At 74.4% G+C, this 18,003-nt stretch carries 14 protein-coding genes; 9 read left to right on the plus strand and 5 right to left on the minus strand.

Features of this window, described 5'->3' with window-relative positions:
• Window positions 1–106 precede the first annotated feature (106 nt).
• From OG556_RS29180 to OG556_RS29200, 5 genes are all read left to right on the plus strand, one after another.
• Window positions 107–1,408, plus strand: a complete 1,302-nt coding sequence (locus OG556_RS29180; protein ID WP_371521332.1) for an amino acid deaminase — start codon at window positions 107–109, stop codon at window positions 1,406–1,408.
• A complete protein-coding gene (locus OG556_RS29185; RefSeq protein WP_371521335.1) occupies window positions 1,408–3,027 on the plus strand; it encodes an amidohydrolase family protein in 1,620 nt (539 codons plus the stop codon). The genes OG556_RS29180 and OG556_RS29185 overlap by 1 nt, the downstream gene beginning before the upstream one ends.
• Window positions 3,024–3,665, plus strand: a complete 642-nt coding sequence (locus OG556_RS29190) for a bifunctional 4-hydroxy-2-oxoglutarate aldolase/2-dehydro-3-deoxy-phosphogluconate aldolase (protein WP_371521338.1) — start codon at window positions 3,024–3,026, stop codon at window positions 3,663–3,665. The genes OG556_RS29185 and OG556_RS29190 overlap by 4 nt, the downstream gene beginning before the upstream one ends.
• A gap of 183 nt (window positions 3,666–3,848) precedes the next feature.
• Window positions 3,849–5,429: an alpha-amylase family glycosyl hydrolase gene (locus OG556_RS29195; protein ID WP_371521340.1), complete on the plus strand. Its 1,581-nt coding sequence runs from the start codon at window positions 3,849–3,851 to the stop codon at window positions 5,427–5,429.
• A 177-nt stretch (window positions 5,430–5,606) separates the two neighbouring features.
• On the plus strand, window positions 5,607–6,659 hold the full coding sequence (locus OG556_RS29200; RefSeq protein ID WP_371521343.1) for a hypothetical protein: 1,053 nt from the start codon (window positions 5,607–5,609) through the stop codon (window positions 6,657–6,659).
• Between the two features lie 265 nt (window positions 6,660–6,924).
• On the opposite strand, the gene OG556_RS29205 is transcribed toward OG556_RS29200, so the two are convergent.
• On the minus strand, window positions 6,925–8,469 hold the full coding sequence (locus OG556_RS29205) for an APC family permease (protein WP_371521345.1): 1,545 nt from the start codon (window positions 8,467–8,469) through the stop codon (window positions 6,925–6,927).
• Between the two features lie 180 nt (window positions 8,470–8,649).
• Here OG556_RS29205 and OG556_RS29210 point away from each other — a divergent pair, with 180 nt between their 5' ends.
• Window positions 8,650–9,417: a FadR/GntR family transcriptional regulator gene (locus OG556_RS29210; protein WP_371521348.1), complete on the plus strand. Its 768-nt coding sequence runs from the start codon at window positions 8,650–8,652 to the stop codon at window positions 9,415–9,417.
• 86 nt (window positions 9,418–9,503) lie between these two features.
• On the opposite strand, the gene OG556_RS29215 is transcribed toward OG556_RS29210, so the two are convergent.
• Both OG556_RS29215 and OG556_RS29220 read right to left on the minus strand, forming a co-directional pair.
• Window positions 9,504–10,268 (minus strand): (2Fe-2S)-binding protein, encoded by a 765-nt coding sequence (locus OG556_RS29215; RefSeq protein ID WP_371521351.1) that lies wholly within the window; start codon window positions 10,266–10,268, stop codon window positions 9,504–9,506.
• Window positions 10,269–10,419: 151 nt separating this feature from the next.
• Entirely contained in the window at window positions 10,420–12,003 is a 1,584-nt protein-coding gene (locus OG556_RS29220) for a purple acid phosphatase family protein (protein WP_371521353.1), read from the minus strand.
• Window positions 12,004–12,155: 152 nt separating this feature from the next.
• On the opposite strand from OG556_RS29220, the gene OG556_RS29225 reads away from it, so the two are divergent.
• Complete coding sequence (locus tag OG556_RS29225) at window positions 12,156–12,842, plus strand: response regulator (protein WP_371521354.1); 687 nt, start codon at window positions 12,156–12,158, stop codon at window positions 12,840–12,842.
• 342 nt (window positions 12,843–13,184) lie between these two features.
• Here the strand turns inward: OG556_RS29225 and OG556_RS29230 are convergent, their stop codons facing one another.
• Window positions 13,185–14,849 (minus strand): peptide-N4-asparagine amidase, encoded by a 1,665-nt coding sequence (locus OG556_RS29230; protein WP_371521356.1) that lies wholly within the window; start codon window positions 14,847–14,849, stop codon window positions 13,185–13,187.
• Window positions 14,850–14,998: 149 nt separating this feature from the next.
• Window positions 14,999–15,901, minus strand: a complete 903-nt coding sequence (locus tag OG556_RS29235) for a LysR family transcriptional regulator (RefSeq protein WP_371521358.1) — start codon at window positions 15,899–15,901, stop codon at window positions 14,999–15,001.
• A gap of 136 nt (window positions 15,902–16,037) precedes the next feature.
• On the opposite strand from OG556_RS29235, the gene OG556_RS29240 reads away from it, so the two are divergent.
• The gene (locus OG556_RS29240; RefSeq protein WP_371521360.1) at window positions 16,038–17,021 is read left to right on the plus strand and encodes a pseudouridine-5'-phosphate glycosidase; all 984 of its coding nucleotides are present in this window, start codon (window positions 16,038–16,040) and stop codon (window positions 17,019–17,021) included.
• Between the two features lie 3 nt (window positions 17,022–17,024).
• Window positions 17,025–17,903 carry a carbohydrate kinase family protein gene (locus OG556_RS29245; protein WP_371521362.1) on the plus strand — a complete coding sequence of 293 codons (879 nt, stop codon included), beginning with the start codon at window positions 17,025–17,027 and terminating at the stop codon, window positions 17,901–17,903.
• Window positions 17,904–18,003: the final 100 nt, after the last annotated feature.

Below are 18,003 nucleotides of genomic sequence, written 5' to 3' on the forward strand. Positions count from 1 at the left end.
CGGCGGCCGTTCCGTTGACCGTGATCCGGCGCCGATGCTAGAACCGTCATGCCAACATGTGCAACCCTCATTGCACATGTTGCAACACGGCAGATGGAGGAAGACGGTGGAGCAGACCTTCGCAAGCATCGGCACCGGGCCGGGCATCGACGACGGCGCGGTGGCGGCCCTCGCCGACGAGACGCTCGACTGGCGGTTCAAAGCCGCCCCGCCGGAGGCTTGGGGGCACTCCGTCCGCGACTGGCTGGCCACCGGACCCACCCTCACCGGGCTCGGCACCCCGCTGCTCACCCTGGACGGCGCCGCGCTCGACCACAACCTCCGCACCATGGCCGACTGGTGCGCCAAGGCCGGGGTCGCGCTCGTGCCGCACGGCAAGACCACCATGGCGCCCGCCCTGTGGCAGGCGCAGCTCGCCGCCGGCAGCCACGGCATCACCCTCGCCAACCTGCCGCAGGTGCGCGTCGCCCGGGCCTTCGGAGTCGAGCGGATCCTGCTCGCCAACACCCTGCTCGACCCGGCCGGACTGGCCTGGCTCGCCGCCGAACTGGCCGCCGACCCGGCGTTCGCCTTCGTCTCCTGGGTGGACTCCACCGAGAGCGTCCGGCTGATGGACGAGGCGCTGCGCGCCGCCGGGGCCCAGCGGCCCGTCGAGGTCCTGGTCGAACTCGGCGGCCCCGGCGGGCGCACCGGCGCCCGCGGCGTGGACGCGGCCGTCGAGATCGCCGCCGCCGTGCTGCGCGCCCCCACCCTGCGCCTCGCGGGCGTCGGCGGCTACGAGGGCGCGCTCGCCCACGACGCCACCGCCGACGGACTGGCCACCGTCCGCGGCTACCTCAAGGCACTCGCCGACCTGCACGGCCGGCTCGCCCGCGCCTACCCGGACGACGCCATGCCGATCGTGACGGCCGGCGGCAGCGCCTACTTCGACCTGGTCGTCGAGGAACTCGCAGGCCTGCCGGAAGCCCTCGTGGTCCTGCGCTCGGGCGCGTACATCGCCCACGACGACGGCTTCTACCGGGGCATCTCGCCGCTGGTCAGGGGCGCCGGCAGCACGCCGTTCCACAGCGCGCTGCACGGCTGGGCCCGGGTGGTGTCCCGGCCCGAGCCGCAACTGGCCCTGCTGGACGCCGGCAAGCGCGACCTGCCCTTCGACGAGGGCCTGCCCGAGCCGCAACGCGTGCGCGGCGGCGCCGAGTTGACCGGCACCGCGGCCCGGATCACCGCACTCAACGACCAGCACGCCTTCCTGCGCGACGCGGGCGACCTCGCCCCGATCGGCGCGGTGCTGCGGCTCGGCGTCTCCCACCCGTGCACGGCCTTCGACAAGTGGACCGCGATCCCGGTGCTCGACTCCGCCGACGCGGCCGAGCCGAAGGTCACCGGGCTGGTCAGGACGTTCTTCTGATGGCGGGCGGCAGAGCGCCCGACACCGTCTTCCGGGGCGCCACCGTCGTCGACGGCACCGGCGCGGACCGCTACCGGGCGGACGTGCGGATCGCCGACGGGCTGATCACCGGGATCGGCCCCGGCCTCGACGCGCCGACGGTGGTGGACGCCGACGGGCTCGTCCTCGCCCCCGGCTTCATCGACATGCACGCCCACTCCGACCTCGCCCTGCTGCTCGAACCCGAGCACCCGGCCAAGGTCACCCAGGGCGTCACCTGCGAGGTCCTCGGCCAGGACGGCCTGTCCTACGCCCCGGTGGACGACGCCACCCTGCCCGCGCTGCGCCGCCAACTGGCCGGCTGGAACGGCGATCCGGAGGGCTTCGACTGGGACTGGCGCGGCGTCGCCGGCTACCTGGACCGGATCGACCGCACCGGCGTCGCCGTCAACGCCTGCTACCTCGTCCCGCACGGCTCGCTGCGGATGCTCGCCATGGGCTGGGCCAACCGGCCGCCCACCCCGGCCGAACTCGACCGGATGCGCCAGGAGTTGGCGCAGGGCCTGCTGGACGGCGCGGTCGGCATGTCCAGCGGTCTCAGCTACACCCCCGGGATGTACGCGGACACCGCCGAGCTGGTCGAGCTGTGCACCGTCGTCGCGGCCTACGGCGGCTTCCACGCCCCGCACCAACGCTCCTACGGCGAGGGCGCGTTGGAGGGCTACGCGGAAATGGTGGAGATCGCCCGGCGGACCGGCTGCGCGCTGCACCTGACCCACGCCACGATGAACTTCGGCGTCAACCGGGGCCGGGCCGGCGAACTGCTGGAACTGGTCGACCAGGCGCTCGCCGACGGCGTCGACCTCACCCTGGACAGCTACCCCTACCTGCCGGGCTCCACCACCCTGGCCGCCCTGCTGCCCAGTTGGGCCACCGAGGGCGGTCCGGCGGCGACACTCACCCGGCTCGCCGACCCGGCCGCCCGCGAGCGGATCCGGTACGAGGTGGAGGAGAAGGGCAGCGACGGCTGCCACGGCGTCGTCACCGACTGGGCGACGATCCAGATCTCCGGCGTCCGGACGCCCGAGCTGGCACGGGCGGTCGGCCGGACCGTCGCCGAACTCGCCGTCGAGCGGGGCCACAGCGGGACGGAGGTCTTCCTCGACCTGCTGCGCCGCGACGAACTGGCCACCACGATCCTCCAGCACGTCGGGCACGAGGAGAACGTCCGGGCGATCATGCGCCACCCGGCGCACACCGTCGGCAGCGACGGACTGCTGGTCGGCGCCCGGCCGCACCCGCGCGCCTGGGGCACCTTCCCCCGCTACCTTGGCCACTACAGCCGGGAGTTGGGCGTGCTGACACTGGAGGAGGCCATCGCCCGGATGACCGGCCGGCCCGCCGCCCGGCTCGGGCTGCACCGGCGCGGCCTGATCGCCCCCGGCCACCACGCCGACCTGGTGCTCCTCGACCCCGAGAAGGTCCGGGACGCCGCCACCTTCGAGCACCCCCGGCTGCCCGCCGAGGGCGTCCAGCACGTGTACGTCAACGGCACCGCCGTCGTCCGGCAGGGCCGCACCACGGGCGCCCGGCCCGGGCGCGCCCTGCGCCGCACCGACCGAGGAACCAGATCCCTGTGAATCCCCCCTCCGTGAACCCCCTCGCCGACCTGCGGGACGACCCGGTGATCGCCGTGGTCCGCGCGCCCCGCATCCCGGACGCGGCCGCGCTGTGCGCCGCGCTCGCCGAAGGCGGCATCAACTGGACCGAATTCACCTACACCACACCGGAGGTCACGACGCACCTACGGCGTGCCGCGGACGCGGGATGGCGGGTCGGCGTGGGCACCGTGCTGACCGCCGAGCAGGCCGAGCGCGGGGTCGCGAGCGGGGCGTCCTTCCTGGTCACCCCCGGCTGCCGGCCCGAGGTCGCGCAGGCCGCCCGGGCCGCCGGGGTGCCGGTGGTGCTCGGGGCGCTCACCCCGACCGAGGTGGCCCGGGCGGTGGACCTCGGGGCCGCCGCCGTGAAGATCTTCCCGGCCCGGGCGTTCGGCCCCGGCTACTTCAAGGACCTGCGCGGGCCGTACCCGGACGTCCCGCTGGTGGCCTCCGGCGGGGTGAACGCGGGCAACGCCGCCGACTTCCTGGCGCACGGCGCGCTTGCGGTCTGCGCGGGCACGGACGTGGTGCCGCCGGACGTGGTCGCGGCGGGGGACTGGGCGGAGATCACCCGGCGGGCCCGGGCGTTCACCGCGGCGTGCGCGGTGGCGCGGGCCTGAGGGGCCGGCGGGGGGCGGGGTGCCGGGGCGGTCGGTCGGTCGGCGAGTTGTCGGGACGGCTGTCGGCGGGCTGTCGGCGCGGCCGGGGATGGGCGAGAATCGTGCTCCCCAGCCCCAACCTCAGCCCCGGCCCCGGCCCCAGCCCTGGCCCCGGCCCCCGGATCCGGCAGGAGGACCCGCCCCATGACCTCGCCCCGCCCCGGCCCCGACTGGCTGGCCGACGCCGTCCTGTACCAGATCTACCCGCAGAGCTTCGCGGACTCCGACGGCGACGGCATCGGCGACTTCGCCGGCATCGCCGCGCACCTCGACCACCTCGCCTGGCTCGGCGTCGACACCGTCTGGCTCAACCCCTGCTTCGCCTCCCCGTTCCGCGACGCCGGCTACGACGTCTCCGACTACCTCGCCCCGGCCCCGCGCTACGGCGCCACCGAGGACCTGGTCGCGCTGGTCGAGGCCGCCCGCCGCAAGGGCATCCGGATCCTGCTCGACCTGGTCGCCGGCCACACCTCCGACCGCCACCCCTGGTTCCTGGCCGCCGCCGAGGACCCGTCCGACCACCGGTACATCTGGTCCGACCAGCGAGTGGACGGCTTCGTCGCCTCGCCCGGCAGCCGCCCCGGCTGGTACCGGCCGAACTTCTTCGACTGTCAGCCCGCGCTCAACTTCGGCTACGCGCGCCCGAGTTCCGAGGAGCCCTGGCGCCAGCCGGTGGACGCCGAGGGCCCGCGCGCCAACCGGGCGGCCCTGCGCGACATCATGGCGCACTGGCTCGGCCTCGGCCTGGCCGGCTTCCGGGTCGACATGGCCTCCTCGCTGGTCAAGGACGACCCGGGCCTGGCGGAGACCGCCAAGCTGTGGACCGGGCTGCGGGACTGGCTGGACCGCGCCCACCCGCAGGCCGCGCTGTTCGCCGAGTGGGGCGATCCGGCGGCCGCCGTCGCGGCGGGCTTCCACGCGGACTTCTTCCTGCAGTTCGGCGGCGCCGACCACGGCCTGGCGTTGCGATCGCTGTGGAACAACGGCGCCGGCACGGTCGAGGAGTTCTGGCAGCAGGGCCCGTGCTACTTCGAGGCCGAGGGGCGCGGCACCCCGCAGGTGTTCCTGGACGCCTGGCGCGCCGCCGCCGAGGCGACCGAGGGCATCGGCCACATCGCCCTGCCCACCGCCAACCACGACTTCTCCCGGCTGGCCACCGGCCCGCGCACCGACGGGCAACTGGCCGCCGCCTTCGCCTTCCTGCTCACCTGGCCCACCCTGCCGGCCGTCTACTACGGCGACGAGATCGGCATGCGCTACCTGCCCGGACTGCCCGACGTCGAGGGCAGCGTGCTCGGCCCGCGGTACAACCGGGCCGGCTCGCGGACCCCGATGCAGTGGGAGCCCGGGCCGGCGGCGGGCTTCTCCGGCGCGCAGCCCGAACGCCTCTACCTGCCCGTCGACCCGGACCCGCGGCGCCCGGACGTGCTCTCCCAGCGGGCCGATCCGACCTCGCTGCTGCACACCGTCCGGCGGCTGATCGCGCTGCGCCGGGCGCATCCGGGGCTGGGCGCCTCCGGCGGGGTGGAGGTCCGGCACGCCGGGTACCCGCTGGTGTACACCCGGGCCGGACGGTACCTGGTGGCGGTGAACCCGCGCCGGGAGCCGGGGGCGGTGCGGCTGGAGCACGGCGGGGTGCGCCCGCTGGAGGTGCGGGGCGTGCGGGTGGCGGACGGGGAACTGCGGGCGGACGGCTTCTCGTACGGGGTGTTCGAGCTGTCCTGAGCGCTCGGCCGTGTCCCCGGCCGGGGCGGCCGGCTTTCGATCGGCGTCGGATAGTTGTAAGCTACATCCAAGATGGTTGCATTTACCACCTGATGTGGGCGGCGCATCTCGGTGCCCCTCGTGGTTGCATTTGCCACCTATCTTGACTCGAAGCCACCGGAGGACGGTACGAACGCCATGAGCACACCCCAGACCCCTGCCGCAGCGCCCGCCCTGGGGCACTCGCTCAAGCACCTCGCCGTCCACCTGATCACCCCGCTGCTGATGTGCCTCGGCATGGCGCTCGCCTACCAGGGCGCCTTCCACCAACCCGAGCCGCACCACCTGAAGGTCGCCGTGGTCGGCACCACCCCGCAGGCGCAGGGCCTGGCGCAGGCGATCCAGGCCAAGGCCGGGGCGGCGGTCGACGTCCGCACCCTGCCCGACCGAGCGGCCGCCGAGCAGCAACTGCGCGACCGCGACCTGGTGGGGGCCTTCCTCCCGGACGCCAGGAGCCCCGAACTGCTCGTCGCCAAGGGGAACTCGGACACCTCGGCGGTGGCCGCCACGGCGGTGTTCAGCAACGTCACCGACCGGCAGGGCGTGCCGCTGCACGTCACCGACCTCACCACCCCGGCTGAGGGCGACCCGACCGGCCAGGGACTGTTCTTCCTGCTGGTCGCGCTGAGCATCGGCTCCTACGCCAGCGTCGCCGTGATCGGCGCGGCCGGCGCCGGGCTGAGCATGCGGATCCGGGCGCTGGTCGGCGTGGCGGTGTCGCTGGTGGTGAGCGTGATCGGGATCGTCACCGCCGGACCGGTCTTCCACGTGGTCGACCACGACCTGGCCGCGGTGTGGGCGCTCGGCTGGCTCTACTCGGCGGGCGTCGTCCTGATCGGCATCGGCCTGCACAGCTTCCTGAAGAAGTGGACCACCCTGGCCCTGATGGTGCTGTTCGTGATGCTGAACTTCACCAGCTCCGGCGGCGTCTTCCGGCCCGAGCTGCAGAACGGCTTCTTCGGCGCGCTGCACGGCTTCTGGACCGGCGCCGGCTTCCTGGAGGGCGCGCGCAGCATCCTGTACTTCGACGGCGGCGCGGGCCTCGGCGGGCACGTCGTGACCCTGGTGGTCTGGCTGCTGCTGGGCGGGGCCGCGCTGGTGGCCGCCGCGCTCCACGAGGGGCGCGGGCGCCGGGCGGCGGAGAGCCCGGTGGAGGCCGAGGAGGAGATGGCGGAGGCGGTCGCGGTCTGACCCGCACCGCACGCGAGTGCTTCACCCGCCGCTGAGGGCATCGGCACCGGGTGGGGACCGGCGGCCCGCGCCCGGCTCTGGACAAGCCGGACGCGGGCCGGTTTCGCGGCTCAGGCTCTGTGACTCAGGCTCTGTGATTCCGGGTTCCGTGGCTCCGGGCTCACGACTCCGCGTTCATGACTCCGGGGTCATGGCGCGCATCAGGGGTGCCCGTCGTCCGGGACGCGGTCGAGGGCGGCGGCGGGGATTCCTCCAAAGGTGAGGGTCATCGGGCGTCCCCGGCGGGGGCCGTCGCGTCGCCGGACGGGGCGTCGCTGCGCAGGTGCGGGCGGGCCAGCAGCAGGTAGAGCCCACCGGCCGCCAGCACCGCCACGGCCGAGAGCAGCACGAGGTAGTCGTCGTACCAGGCGGCGTCCGGGGTGCGGCCCCAGCAGATGTTGACGATCGCGGCGAGCCCGTACACCAGCGCGCCGATGTTCACCGCCAGGCCCCAGCGGCCGAGCCGGAAGTCCCCGCTCGGGCGCCAGCCGCGCAGCCGGGCGCGCAGGGCGGCCAGCACCACCATCTGGAAGGCCAGGTAGATGCCGATGCTGGAGAAGGAGATGATCTTCGTCAGGGCGCCCTCGGAGAGCGCCGAGGCGCCGACGATGATCACGCCCGGCACTGCCGCGGCGAGCAGCAGCGCGTACGGCGGCACCCGCAGGCGGTCCGAGACGGTGGCGAGCAGCCGGCTGCCCACGATCATCCGGTCCCGGGCGAAGGAGTACGCCAGCCGGCTCGCCGCCGCCTGGAGGCTCAGCACGCAGGACAGGAAGGAGATCAGCACCACGCCGATCACCACCCGGGCGCCGGTGGCGCCGAACGCGTCGTGCAGCACCGAGGCCACCGGGTCCTTGTCGTCGCCGGAGACCACCGCGCCGATGTCCTGGATCGACATCACCAGCGCCAGGCTGACGCCGATCGCCGCCGCGCCGCCGACGTACAGGGTGCGCCGCATCGACTTGGGGATCTGTCGACCGGGGTTCGGCACCTCCTCGGCGACGTCGCCGCACGCCTCGAAGCCGAAGAAGAGGAAGACCGCGATCAGCCCGGCGGCCAGGAAGGCGTCGGTGTACGAGCCGCCGTCGCCCGCGCCGAAGCGGTCGAAGACCACGCCGAGCCCGTGGTAGCGGTGGGTCAGCAGCAGCCAGGCGCCGACCGCCAGGGCACCCAGCAGCTCGGCGGCGAAGCCGAATACGGCCGCCGCCGACAGCACCTTGGTGCCGCCCAGGTTGATGACGGTGGCGAGCAGCAGCAGGCCGAGCGCGCACCAGACGGTCGTCGCGGTGCTCGGTTCGACGCCCAGCAGCGCGGCCACGTACGGGCCGGCGCCGTAGGAGACCGCGGCGATGGTGGACATCAGCGCCAGCAGGTACACCCAGCCGGTCAGCCAGCCCCAGGTGCGTCCCCAGAGCCGGCGCGACCACGGGTACACCCCGCCCGCCACCGGGAACTGGGCGACCACCTCGCTGAACACCAGTGCCACCAGCAACTGGCCGACCCCGGCGATCAGGAAGCTCCACACCATCGGCGGGCCGGCGGTCGCGAGGGAGGAGGCGAAGAGTGTGTACACGCCGACGACCGGGGAGAGGTAGGTGAAGCCGAGGGAGAAGTTCGCCCAGAGGCTCATGTCGCGTTTGAACTCGGAGGCGTAGCCGAGGGCGGCCAGTCGTGCGGCGTCGGCATCGGCGCCGGTGTCGGTGTCGGTGTCGGGGCCCTGAGGGGGGAGGGGGCCGGTCGGGGAGGTGGCACGTGCGCTGGCATCGGTCATGACCTGCTCCTGCTCCTGGGAACGTGGCGTGACGCGTGAGGGGTTACCGGGGGTGGTGCTTCGGACCGGGATCGCGGGAAAACATACGAGATCGGGTTTCTAGCGGCAAGGGTGCGTGCCCGACCGGGAGGTACCCTGCCGGGAGCACCCAGTCCGACGGTGATCGAGGAGAGGGTCGGCGTGGCGACGATCGGGAGCGCGACCCCGCTGCTCAGCGCCGTCCTCGCGCCGCTGGCCGACCTCGGCCGCGCCGATGCCGTGGCTCGCCGGATCACCGAGGCGATCGCCCTCGGCCTGGTCGCCGACGGGGATCAACTGCCCAGCGAGAACGACCTCGCCGACCAGCTCGGCGTCGCCAACGGCACCGTCCGCGAGGCGCTCGCCCTGCTCCGCGAGGCCGACCTGATCGAGACCCGGCGCGGCCGCAACGGCGGCAGCTTCGTCCGCACCCCTGCCGAGGGCTCCGAACGCCTCCAACTCGCCCGGCTGCGCGACCTCGCGACCGTCGACCTGCGCGACCTCGGCGACGAGGAACTGGCCGTCTCCGGCACCGCCGCCCGGCTCGCCGCCGAACGGGCCCCCGCCGACCTTGCGCCCCGGTTCACCCGGCTGGTGCACGACCTGCGTGACGCCGCCGGGCCCGCCGAACGGCGCCGCGCCGACGCCCGCTTCCACATCGAACTCGCCGTCGCCGCCCAGTCCGTGCGCCTCACCCGGCTCGCCGTCCGGCTCCAGGCCGAACTCGGCCCGCTGCTCTGGCTGCCCGCACCGTACGGCCCCGACCAGGAGCGGTTCGCCGAGCAGCACCGGGAGATCCTGGTCGCCGTCCTGGCCGGCGACGCGGCCGGGGCCCGGGCCGCCGCCGAGGTGCACACCGTCGCCTGTGTGCACCACCTGGTGCGGGGGCACCTCCAGCTGGCGGACGAACGGCTGACGGGCGACGGCTGACGGGTGACGGGTGACCGGAGGACCGGTGGTGGATGCCGTCGGCGGACCGGGAGGTGGTCCGGATATGACCTGCACTCCTGGATGTATCAGCCCCGCTTCGGTGCGGGCGGCCGGGTGAAGCAGCAGTCGCCGCAGACCCCGGCGCCCGGACCCACCCGGTAGTACAGGCAGCAGCTGGTCCGCCGGAAGGCGGCGCCGCGCGGGCCGGTCCGCAGCGTCCCGGTACCGGCCAGCGGCGGGCGCGCGAGCAGCTCCGCGACCAACGCCCTTGCCGGGCCCGGTGCGTGGGCGTCCAGGACCCGCAGGGTACCGGCCAGGGCGGAGGCGGCGTTGCCCGCCAGCAGCCGGGCGGAGAGCGGGACGGCGGACCGCACCGCCGCCGCCAGCGGCTCCAACTGGCCCACCAGGACGGCCTCGTACAGCTGGTCGGCGAGCGGGAGCGAAGTGGCGGACGGAGCGGGGAGCGGGGGATCCGGCGGCGTCCAGAGGTCGAGCGGCCCCTGATCCGGGATCCGCACCCAGGCGTGCTCCAGCGTCGGGACCGTACCCAGCAGGACGGCCGCCCCGAGGCCCACCGACCAGAACCGGGCGGCCAGTCCGAGGTGCAGGATCGACGCGGCGACCCGGGGCTCGGCGGTGCCGAGCCGCTGCGCCACCACCCGGATCCGCCGGGCCAGCGGCGCGTCCGGCCCGGTGCCGTAGAGCTCGGGCAGCGGCCGGAAGCCCGGGGGCGGGCCCGCGCCGGGCGTGGCGGGGGTGTCGAGCGCGAAGTACGGGCCGACGGTGGCGAGTCGGCCGTAGTCGGGGCGGCGGGCGTTCCCGGTGCCGTCGGCGGGGCGGTCGACGGGCATCGGGCGGGCCTCCAGGGCGTTCAGGCGTTCGGCGCGTTCAGGCGTTCGGCGCGTTCGGCGCGTTCGGTGTGTCCGGGCGCGCGGAGGAACGGTACCGCGCCCGGTCGGGGTGGCGGGGGTGAGCGCGCCACCCCGACGGGCTCGGCCGGGGTCAGCGTCCCCGGCCGCCGCCGCGGGCGCCGCGCGGGCGGGTGAGGGTGAAGCGGTCGACGGGGACGAGGTCTCCGTAGGGGCCGCTGACCGAGTAGTACGTGACGTCGATGGTGGTCCGGCCGCCGCGCTCGCCCGGGTCGACCTCGAAGGCGGCGAAGCCGTACGGGTTGTCGGCGTCGCGGAAGGCGGACCAGGGGGCGTCCTCGATCACGTACTGCGGGGGCCGCTTGCCGGTGGCCGGGTCGACGGCGCCGACGCCGGTGATGACGCGGGCCTTGGCGGGCTCGAAGAAGAGGCCGTTGGAGGGGGCGGAGGTGCCGCCGCCGCCGATCACCATGTGAACGGTGCCCCGGGTGGTGTCGATCGTCCGGGTGTCGGTGGCGACCGGGATGGGGGTGCGGGTGTCGGTCTGCTGCTGGCCGCGGATCGGGTGCGAGCGCTCGTAGTGGTGCTCATGGCCGCAGACCACCAGGTCGACGCCGTACTTGTCGAACAGCGGCACCCAGGTCTCGCGGATGCCGAGGTCGGCGCCGTTGAACTTGTCGGCGGTGGAGATGACGACCTGGTGCATGCAGACCACGATCCAGTCGATCTCGGGGTTCGCGTTGGCGGCGGCCAACTCCCGCTCCAGCCAGCGCTGCTGGGCGCCGCCGGAGTAGCCGTGGACGTAGGAGTCGCCGGCGTCCTGGTAGGCGACGTCGTCGTTGTTGAGGCTGATGACGCGGACCGCGCCGGCGGTGAACGCGTACCAGAGGCCGTGCAGTTCGTCGTCGGAGCCGGACGGGGGGAGGTCGAAGTAGGCCTGGTAGGCGCGGTAGCCGGTCGGGCCGTTGCCGCGCTCGTTCTCGTGGTTGCCGGCGGCGGGCATCCAGGGGCGGTGGCGGGCGGAGCGGGTGTTGTTCTCGAACCAGTCGGACCAGGTGCGGACTCGGTCGGTGGCGAGGTTGGCGTAGCAGAGGTCCCCGTTGACGAGGTGGAACAGCGGGGCGATCCGCTCGACTCCGGCGGTGGTGTCGCCGGCGGCGGGGCTGCCCAGGTTGTCGTTGGCGTAGCCGTTCGCGGTCTTCTTGCCGAGGGTGGGGGTGCCCTGGTCGCCGAAGCTGGTGAAGGTGAAGGCGGCCCGCCCGCGCGGGGCGGTGCGGACGGTGCCGAACTCCGGGGTGGCACCGTCGTGGACGGCGGCGTACACGTAGTCCGTGTCGGGGTGCAGGCCGCTCAGCCGGGCGTGGTGGATCTGGACCTCGGTGCCGGACTTGGCGTCCCGGTAGGTGCTGGTGTCGGCCTGCGCGCTGCGGCCCAGGCCGCCGTGCGAAGTTCCGTACCGGACACGGGGGTTGCCGACCGAGGCGGTGGTGTGCCAGGAGACCACGACCTCGCGCGAGGCGTCCGAGCCGAACTGGAGGTGCAGCCCGGCGACGCGCGGGGCGCCGGAGCGGTCCGGCCGCTTCAGCAGCAGCGGGGAGGCGGCGGCGGGCGTGGCCGCGATGCCGGAGAGGGAGACGGCGCCGCCGAGACCGAGACCGGTGGCACCGGCCAGGATCCCGCGCCGGCTGACGGGCGGATGTCCACTGGAAGCGTTCATGGCCGCCAGCCTCACCGGGCGTCGGTGAACCGCGCCGGAGCCACGACGTGAACTTCCCGCCCCCGGGCTCGTGACGCGAACTTCCCGCCCGCCGGGCCGCATCGGCGGCGGACGGGGCCGGCGGCCCGGGCGCGCGTGGCAGACTGCCTGCCGTGACGAGTGCGAACGGTGAGTGCCCGCGGATCATCCGTACGCTGATCGCCGACGACCAGGAGAGCGTCCGACGCGGCGTCCGGCGGATCCTGGCGGCGCAGCCGGACATCGAGGTGGTGGGGGAGGCCGCCGACGGGCTGGCCGCGCTGGAACTGGCGGCCGAACTGCGCCCGGACGTCGCGCTGGTGGACATCCGGATGCCGCGGATGGACGGACTGGAGCTGACCAGGCGGCTGGCCGGGCCGGGGGTGGCGGAGCCGGTGCGGGTGGTGGTGCTGACCACCTTCGACCTGGACGAGTACGTGTACCCGGCGCTGCGGCACGGTGCGTCCGGATTCCTGCTGAAGCGCTCGGGGCCGTCGCTGCTCGGCGAGGCGGTGCGGGCGGCGGCGGACGGGGAGAGCCTGATCAGTCCGTCGGTCACGGTCCGGCTGCTGCGGCAGGTGACGGGGCCGCGCCGTCCGGAGCCCCGCTCGGCGCCGGTGGTGCCGTTGACCGAGCGGGAGGTGGAGATCGCCGGTCACGTGGCGGCGGGCCGGACGAACGCGGACATCGCCGCCGAACTGTTCATCTCGCCGGGCACGGTGAAGACGCACGTCGCGAACGTCCAGCGCAAGCTCGGGGTGGCGAACCGGGTCGGCATCGCCGTCCACGCCTGGGAGATGGGCTACCCGGTGCCGCAGTGACGGGCGCCGCAGTGACGGATCTTGCGGAGAGGGCCCTGCCGCGACGGACGCGTCCACGGAGCCGAGGGGGCGCTCCGTGGACGCGGGGAACCTACGAGGCGGGGGTGGCCTCCGGACATCGTGTCCTCCGGCCGGCAGTTCGATCGTCGACCGAGGTAGTACCAGTGGCAGACCCTGATCCGTCTCGATCTGTCACCACTGCCTCCTGCGGTCGAACTCCTTCAGCTGCCTCGCAGGTCCACCTCCCATCATGCGCTTCCCACGCCGTGTGCACCAGGGGTCAACCGCCTGAAATCGGACGGATTTCGCAAGTCGGGAGATTCGGTGAGATTCGGTGCGGTGCTACGGCTTCGGCCAGCCGTCGACGAAGGAGAGCGTGCGGTGGTACGGCCCGTCGGGCCCGGTGCTGCGGTAGTCCTCGGTGCTGGTGCCGGTGCGGACGGTGGAGTCGCCGTCGTGGCGGCGGGCGGTGGGGCGCAGGGTGTGGTCGACGGTCGAACGCTCGGTGACGTGGCCGCCGGTGGCCGCGGTGGTCTCGCGGTGGTAGCCGAGGTCCATGGCGGTCCGCTGGTCGGTGTTGCCGGCGGCGTCGTGGGTGACGCGGTAGGTGACGTCCAGCGGTTCGCCCTCGCGCACGGTGGTGGTGCGGTGCGGGCCGCCGCCCCAGGTGGCGGTGGTGCGGGTGAGGTCGGTGCGGTTGTGCAGGGCCACGTCGTTGCCGCTGTCGCGCAGCTGCTGGGCGGAGCGGAAGGCGAGGTCGTCGCGGACCTCGGTGGTGATCCGGCCGTGCGAGGTCTGGACCCAGCCGCGGGCGAGGTCGTGCCGGCCGGCGGTGACGGTCCAGTCGCCGCTGCCGCCGCCGTGGTCGGTGAGCCGGGTGTCGACGGCGGCCTCGGGGGCGACCCGGTGGTCGGTGAGCTGCCCGGTGGTGCGGGCGGTGCCGTGGTCGACGTCGGCGAAGAGGTTGACCTGGCCGGTCCAGGTGTCGTTGTTCTGCGCCTCGCTGGCGTTCACCGCGATGCCGACGGTGTGCGGGCGGCCGTCGAGCAGCAGCCCGACGTAGGGGGTGAGGTCGAGCCGGTAGGCGGGCAGGTCGAAGGCGAAGACGCCGGGGACGGGCCGCCAGAGCAGCGGGTCCCACCCGCCGGTGTAGATGACGGGGTAGGGCCAGACCGCGCCGGCCGTCCGCCCGTCGACGGTGAGCCGCAGTTCGCGGAACGGGCCCTTGCCGCAGGAACCGAGGCCGGGGTTGGCGCTGACGAAGGCGTCGGGCGCGGAGGCGTACGCGAACTCCTCGCAGGCGCCGCCGCCCCGGGTGTAGACCTCGGCGGTGAGGCGTTCGAGGTTCTGCGGGAAGGTGAGTTCGCGGGTGGCGGCGGGGGCGGCCTGGGTGAGCGCGAACGGCCCGGTGGTGAGCAGGCGGTCGGCGGCGCGGGCGGCGGGCCAGCGGTCGTTCGCGGTGTAGAAGGTGACACTGGCGCTGATGGTGAAGACGCCGGTGTAGGTGGCGTCGGTGACGTTGGCGAGGTCGAGGGAGAACGGCTGCGGGCCGGCGGCGAACAGCGGGGCGTAGCGGGTGAGATCGCGCTCCAGCTTCCATTCGATGCCGTCCTTGGACGGCTCGGGGGTGGAGGAGAGCAGCACCTGGACGCCGCCGACGCGGGCGCTGAAGATGCGGTCGAACTGCCGCCCGGCGACCTGCCCGTGGAGGTCCAGGACCACCGCGGACCAGGGCCCGGCGCAGTCTGCGGGCGGGGTGAGGGTGGTGGTGTACGGGGTGTCGGGCGGGTTGCCGTACCCGTTGCGGAACTGCTGGTCGTGCATCACCTCGACGGTGCAGGAGCGGGTGTCGGGGCGGGTGAGCGGCCGGGTGGCGGTGACCGGGTCGTGGTAGTCGGTGCCGAAGTCGGCGTGGGCGGGGGCGGCGGCGGTGAGGGTGCCGGCGAGGGTCAGGGCGGCGGCGCCGAGGAGGCGGGCGGCGCGGCGAAGCAGCGGGCGGACGGCCAAGGCTGGTCCCCAGGGGTCGGGCGGCCGGCGGGCGCTGCCGCGGGCCGGGTGGGCGGTCCGGGCATCCTTTCGGCGGTGGCATGCCAGCGTCAAGGATTCGCTCGGGGGGACGCTTGGGGTGCGCCTGGCCTCGCGGGCCCGGTAAGGGCCTAGTCGACCTCCAGGGCCGCCGCCTCCTGCCGGATCAGGTCGCGCAGGGTGGCCAGCCGGGGCCGGCGGTCGTCCAGCCGCCACTGCATCTCCAGCGGCAGGGTGGCCCGGCCGTCCAGCCGGACGGTGGCCACGTCCTCGGTGAGGTGGCCGGTCATCGAGCCGGGCACCAGCGAGAACGCGCGGTTGCGGGCGAGCAGGTAGAGCCGGGAGCCGACGATCCGCGGCGGGCTGACCAGCACCGGCGGGTCGACGCCGTGGTCCGAGCACAGGCCGAGCACGTGGTCGTAGTAGCGCGGGTGCTGCTCGCGCGGCCACAGCAGCAGCGGCAGGTCGCGCAGTTCGCCGAGGCGCACGCTCGTCCGGCCGGCCAGCGGGTGGTCCCTGCCGAGGGCGACCCGCACCGGCTCGTCGGCGATCCGCTCCAGCCGGTAGCCGGCCACCTCGTCGAGGAAGCGGCCGAGGCCGATGTCGGCGAGTTCGGCGGCCAGCGCGGTGGAGACCTGGCCGGTGTCGACGGCGACCTCGGCGGTGGTGAGCGCGGGCAGCTCCTGTTCGGCGCGGCTGACCACGGCGGGAAGCAGCCGGTTCACCACGCTGGGGGAGGCGACGATCCGGGCCGTCCCCAGCCTGGACTCCTCGTGCAGCCGTACCCGGGCCAGCAGCGTCTCGGCCTGCCCGAGCAGCCGGGCGCTCTCGGCGGCCATCACCTCGCCGGCCTCGGTCAGCGCCACCGAGCGGCGGCTGCGGTCGAACAGCTCGACGCCGACGGTCCGTTCCAGCCGGGCGACCTCCTGGCTGACCGTCGGCTGGGAGATGTGCAGCCGTTCGGCGGCCCGTCCGAAGTGCAGCGTCTCGGCGACGGTGAGGAAGACCTCGAGCTGACGCAAGGTGAAGCCCATGGCCCAAGCCTAAGCCAACTCATAGGCCTGAGCCTATGGAAAGCCCCAGGACTCATTCTGGATTCCGATGCGAACCGTCCATACGCTGAGCGACACGTTGCCCCACCGCAGTGGCATCTCAGAGAGAGATCCGACCATGACCGGACTGCCCCCCAGCACCCCCGAAGCCCCCGGCTCCGCGCCGGCCACCCGTTCCGCGCGGGCCATCCACGTCTCCGAGGAGGTCGCGCAGGCCGTGGCCGACGGCCGGCCCGTGGTCGCGCTGGAATCGACCATCTTCACCCACGGCCTGCCGCGCCCCCGCAACCTGGCCGTCGCGCTGGAGGCCGAGCGACAGCTGCGCGAGGCGGGCGTCGTCCCGGCGACCATCGGCGTGCACGCGGGCGTGCCCACGGTCGGTCTGAGCACCGAGCAGATCACCGAACTGTCCGCGACGGACGGCCTGGACAAGGTGAGCCTGCGCGACCTGCCGGTGGTCGCCGCGCTCGGCCGCCACGGCGGCACCACCGTCGCCGCCACCGCCTTCCTCGCCCACCGGGCGGGCATCCGGGTCTTCTCCACCGGCGGCCTCGGCGGCGTCCACTTCGGCGCCTCCGAGAGCTTCGACGAGTCGGCCGACATGACCACCCTGGCCGCCACGCCGGTCACCGTGATCAGCGCGGGCGTCAAGTCGATCCTCGACATCCGGGCCACCCTGGAGCGCTTCGAGACCTTCAACATCCCGGTCATCGGCTACCGCACCCGCAAGTACCCCGGCTTCTACGTCACCGACTCCGGCCACGAGATCAACTTCAGCGTCGAGTCGCCCGAGGAGGCCGCGCGGCTCATCGAGGCCCGCGACCGCCTCGCCCTGCCGCAGGCCGTCCTGATCGCCAACCCGGTGGACCCCGCCAAGCAGCTGCCGCCGGAGGAGCTCGACGGCATCCTGGAGCGCGCCTGGGCCGAGGCCGAGCGCCAGGGCGTCACCGGCAACGCCTCCACGCCGTTCCTGCTCGACCACATCCAGCGCGACACCCAGGGCCGCAGCCTGGAGGTCAACGTCGAGGTCTACCGGGGCAACGTCCGGCTCGGCGGCCAGATCGCGACCGCGCTGGCGGCCGCCGCCCGCAGCGGGGCCTGACCCGTGCTGGGGGTGCTCGGCGACCTCGTCGAGGACATCGTCGTCTGGGTCGACGGCCCGCTGCGGCACGGCACCGACTCCAGCGCCCAGGTCTTCCGGCGGCGCGGCGGCAGCGCGGCGAACGTCGCTAGCTTCGCCGCCGGCCAGTACCCGGCCCGGTTCATCGGCTGCGTCGGCGCCGACCCGGTCGGGGACGGCATCGTCGCCGAACTGACCGGGCACGGCGTGGACGTACGGGTCGCCCGGCGCGGCCAGACCGGCAGCATCGTGGTCCTGATCGACCGGACCGGCGAACGGACCATGCTGCCCGACCGCGGCGCGGCCAAACTGCTGGACCGGGTGCCGGACGAGTGGCTGGCCGGCCTGACCCACCTGCACGTGCCCGCCTACTCCTTCGACGGCGATCCGGTCGGCCGCTCCGCGGTGGACGCGTTGGCGCGGGTCCGGCGGGCGGGCGGCACCACCTCGGTGGACGCCTCCTCGACCGGCATGCTGGAGCAGTACGGGCGGGAGCGCTTCCTGGCCCTGCTGGCCGAGTTGGCGCCGACCTTCGTGTTCGCCAACCGGTCCGAGGCGGAGTACCTGGGCCTGCTGGTGGGCGGGCTGCCGGGGCCGGAGCGGACCCGGCTGGCGACCACCACCGTGGTCACCAAGGCGGGCGCCGAGGCGACCACCGTCGACGTGCCCGGGGAGGCGCCGTTCACGGTGCCCGTGCCGCCGGTGAGCGAGGTGCGCGACCTCACCGGCGCGGGGGACGCCTTCGCGGCGGGGTTCCTGGCCGGCTTCCTGGAGGGCGGCGACCTGCACCTGGCCGCCGGCCTCGGGCACCGCAGCGCGGCCCGGGTGCTGGCCACGCCGGGGGCCTCGTTCGCGGAGCGGTGACCTCGGGGAGGCGGCGGGGCGGGCTCGGGGAGGTGCCGAGGTGACCTCGCGGTGGGCGGCTCCGTGTGAAGGGGCCGCCCGCCGGGTGCCCGGCGGGCGG

The organism is Kitasatospora sp. NBC_01300, assembly GCF_041435235.1.
GTDB lineage: Bacteria > Actinomycetota > Actinomycetes > Streptomycetales > Streptomycetaceae > Kitasatospora.

Excerpts from the sequence above, each read along its gene's own strand:
- OG556_RS29200 (WP_371521343.1), top strand. The coding sequence starts at position 5,607 with ATGAGCACACCCCAGACCCCTGCCGCAGCGCCCGCCCTGGGGCACTCG.
- OG556_RS29240 (WP_371521360.1), top strand. The coding sequence starts at position 16,038 with ATGACCGGACTGCCCCCCAGCACCCCCGAAGCCCCCGGCTCCGCGCCG.
- OG556_RS29220 (WP_371521353.1), bottom strand. The coding sequence starts at position 12,003 with ATGAACGCTTCCAGTGGACATCCGCCCGTCAGCCGGCGCGGGATCCTG.
- OG556_RS29195 (WP_371521340.1), top strand. The coding sequence starts at position 3,849 with ATGACCTCGCCCCGCCCCGGCCCCGACTGGCTGGCCGACGCCGTCCTG.
- OG556_RS29235 (WP_371521358.1), bottom strand. The coding sequence starts at position 15,901 with ATGGGCTTCACCTTGCGTCAGCTCGAGGTCTTCCTCACCGTCGCCGAG.
- OG556_RS29205 (WP_371521345.1), bottom strand. The coding sequence starts at position 8,469 with ATGACCGATGCCAGCGCACGTGCCACCTCCCCGACCGGCCCCCTCCCC.
- OG556_RS29185 (WP_371521335.1), top strand. The coding sequence starts at position 1,408 with ATGGCGGGCGGCAGAGCGCCCGACACCGTCTTCCGGGGCGCCACCGTC.
- OG556_RS29215 (WP_371521351.1), bottom strand. The coding sequence starts at position 10,268 with ATGCCCGTCGACCGCCCCGCCGACGGCACCGGGAACGCCCGCCGCCCC.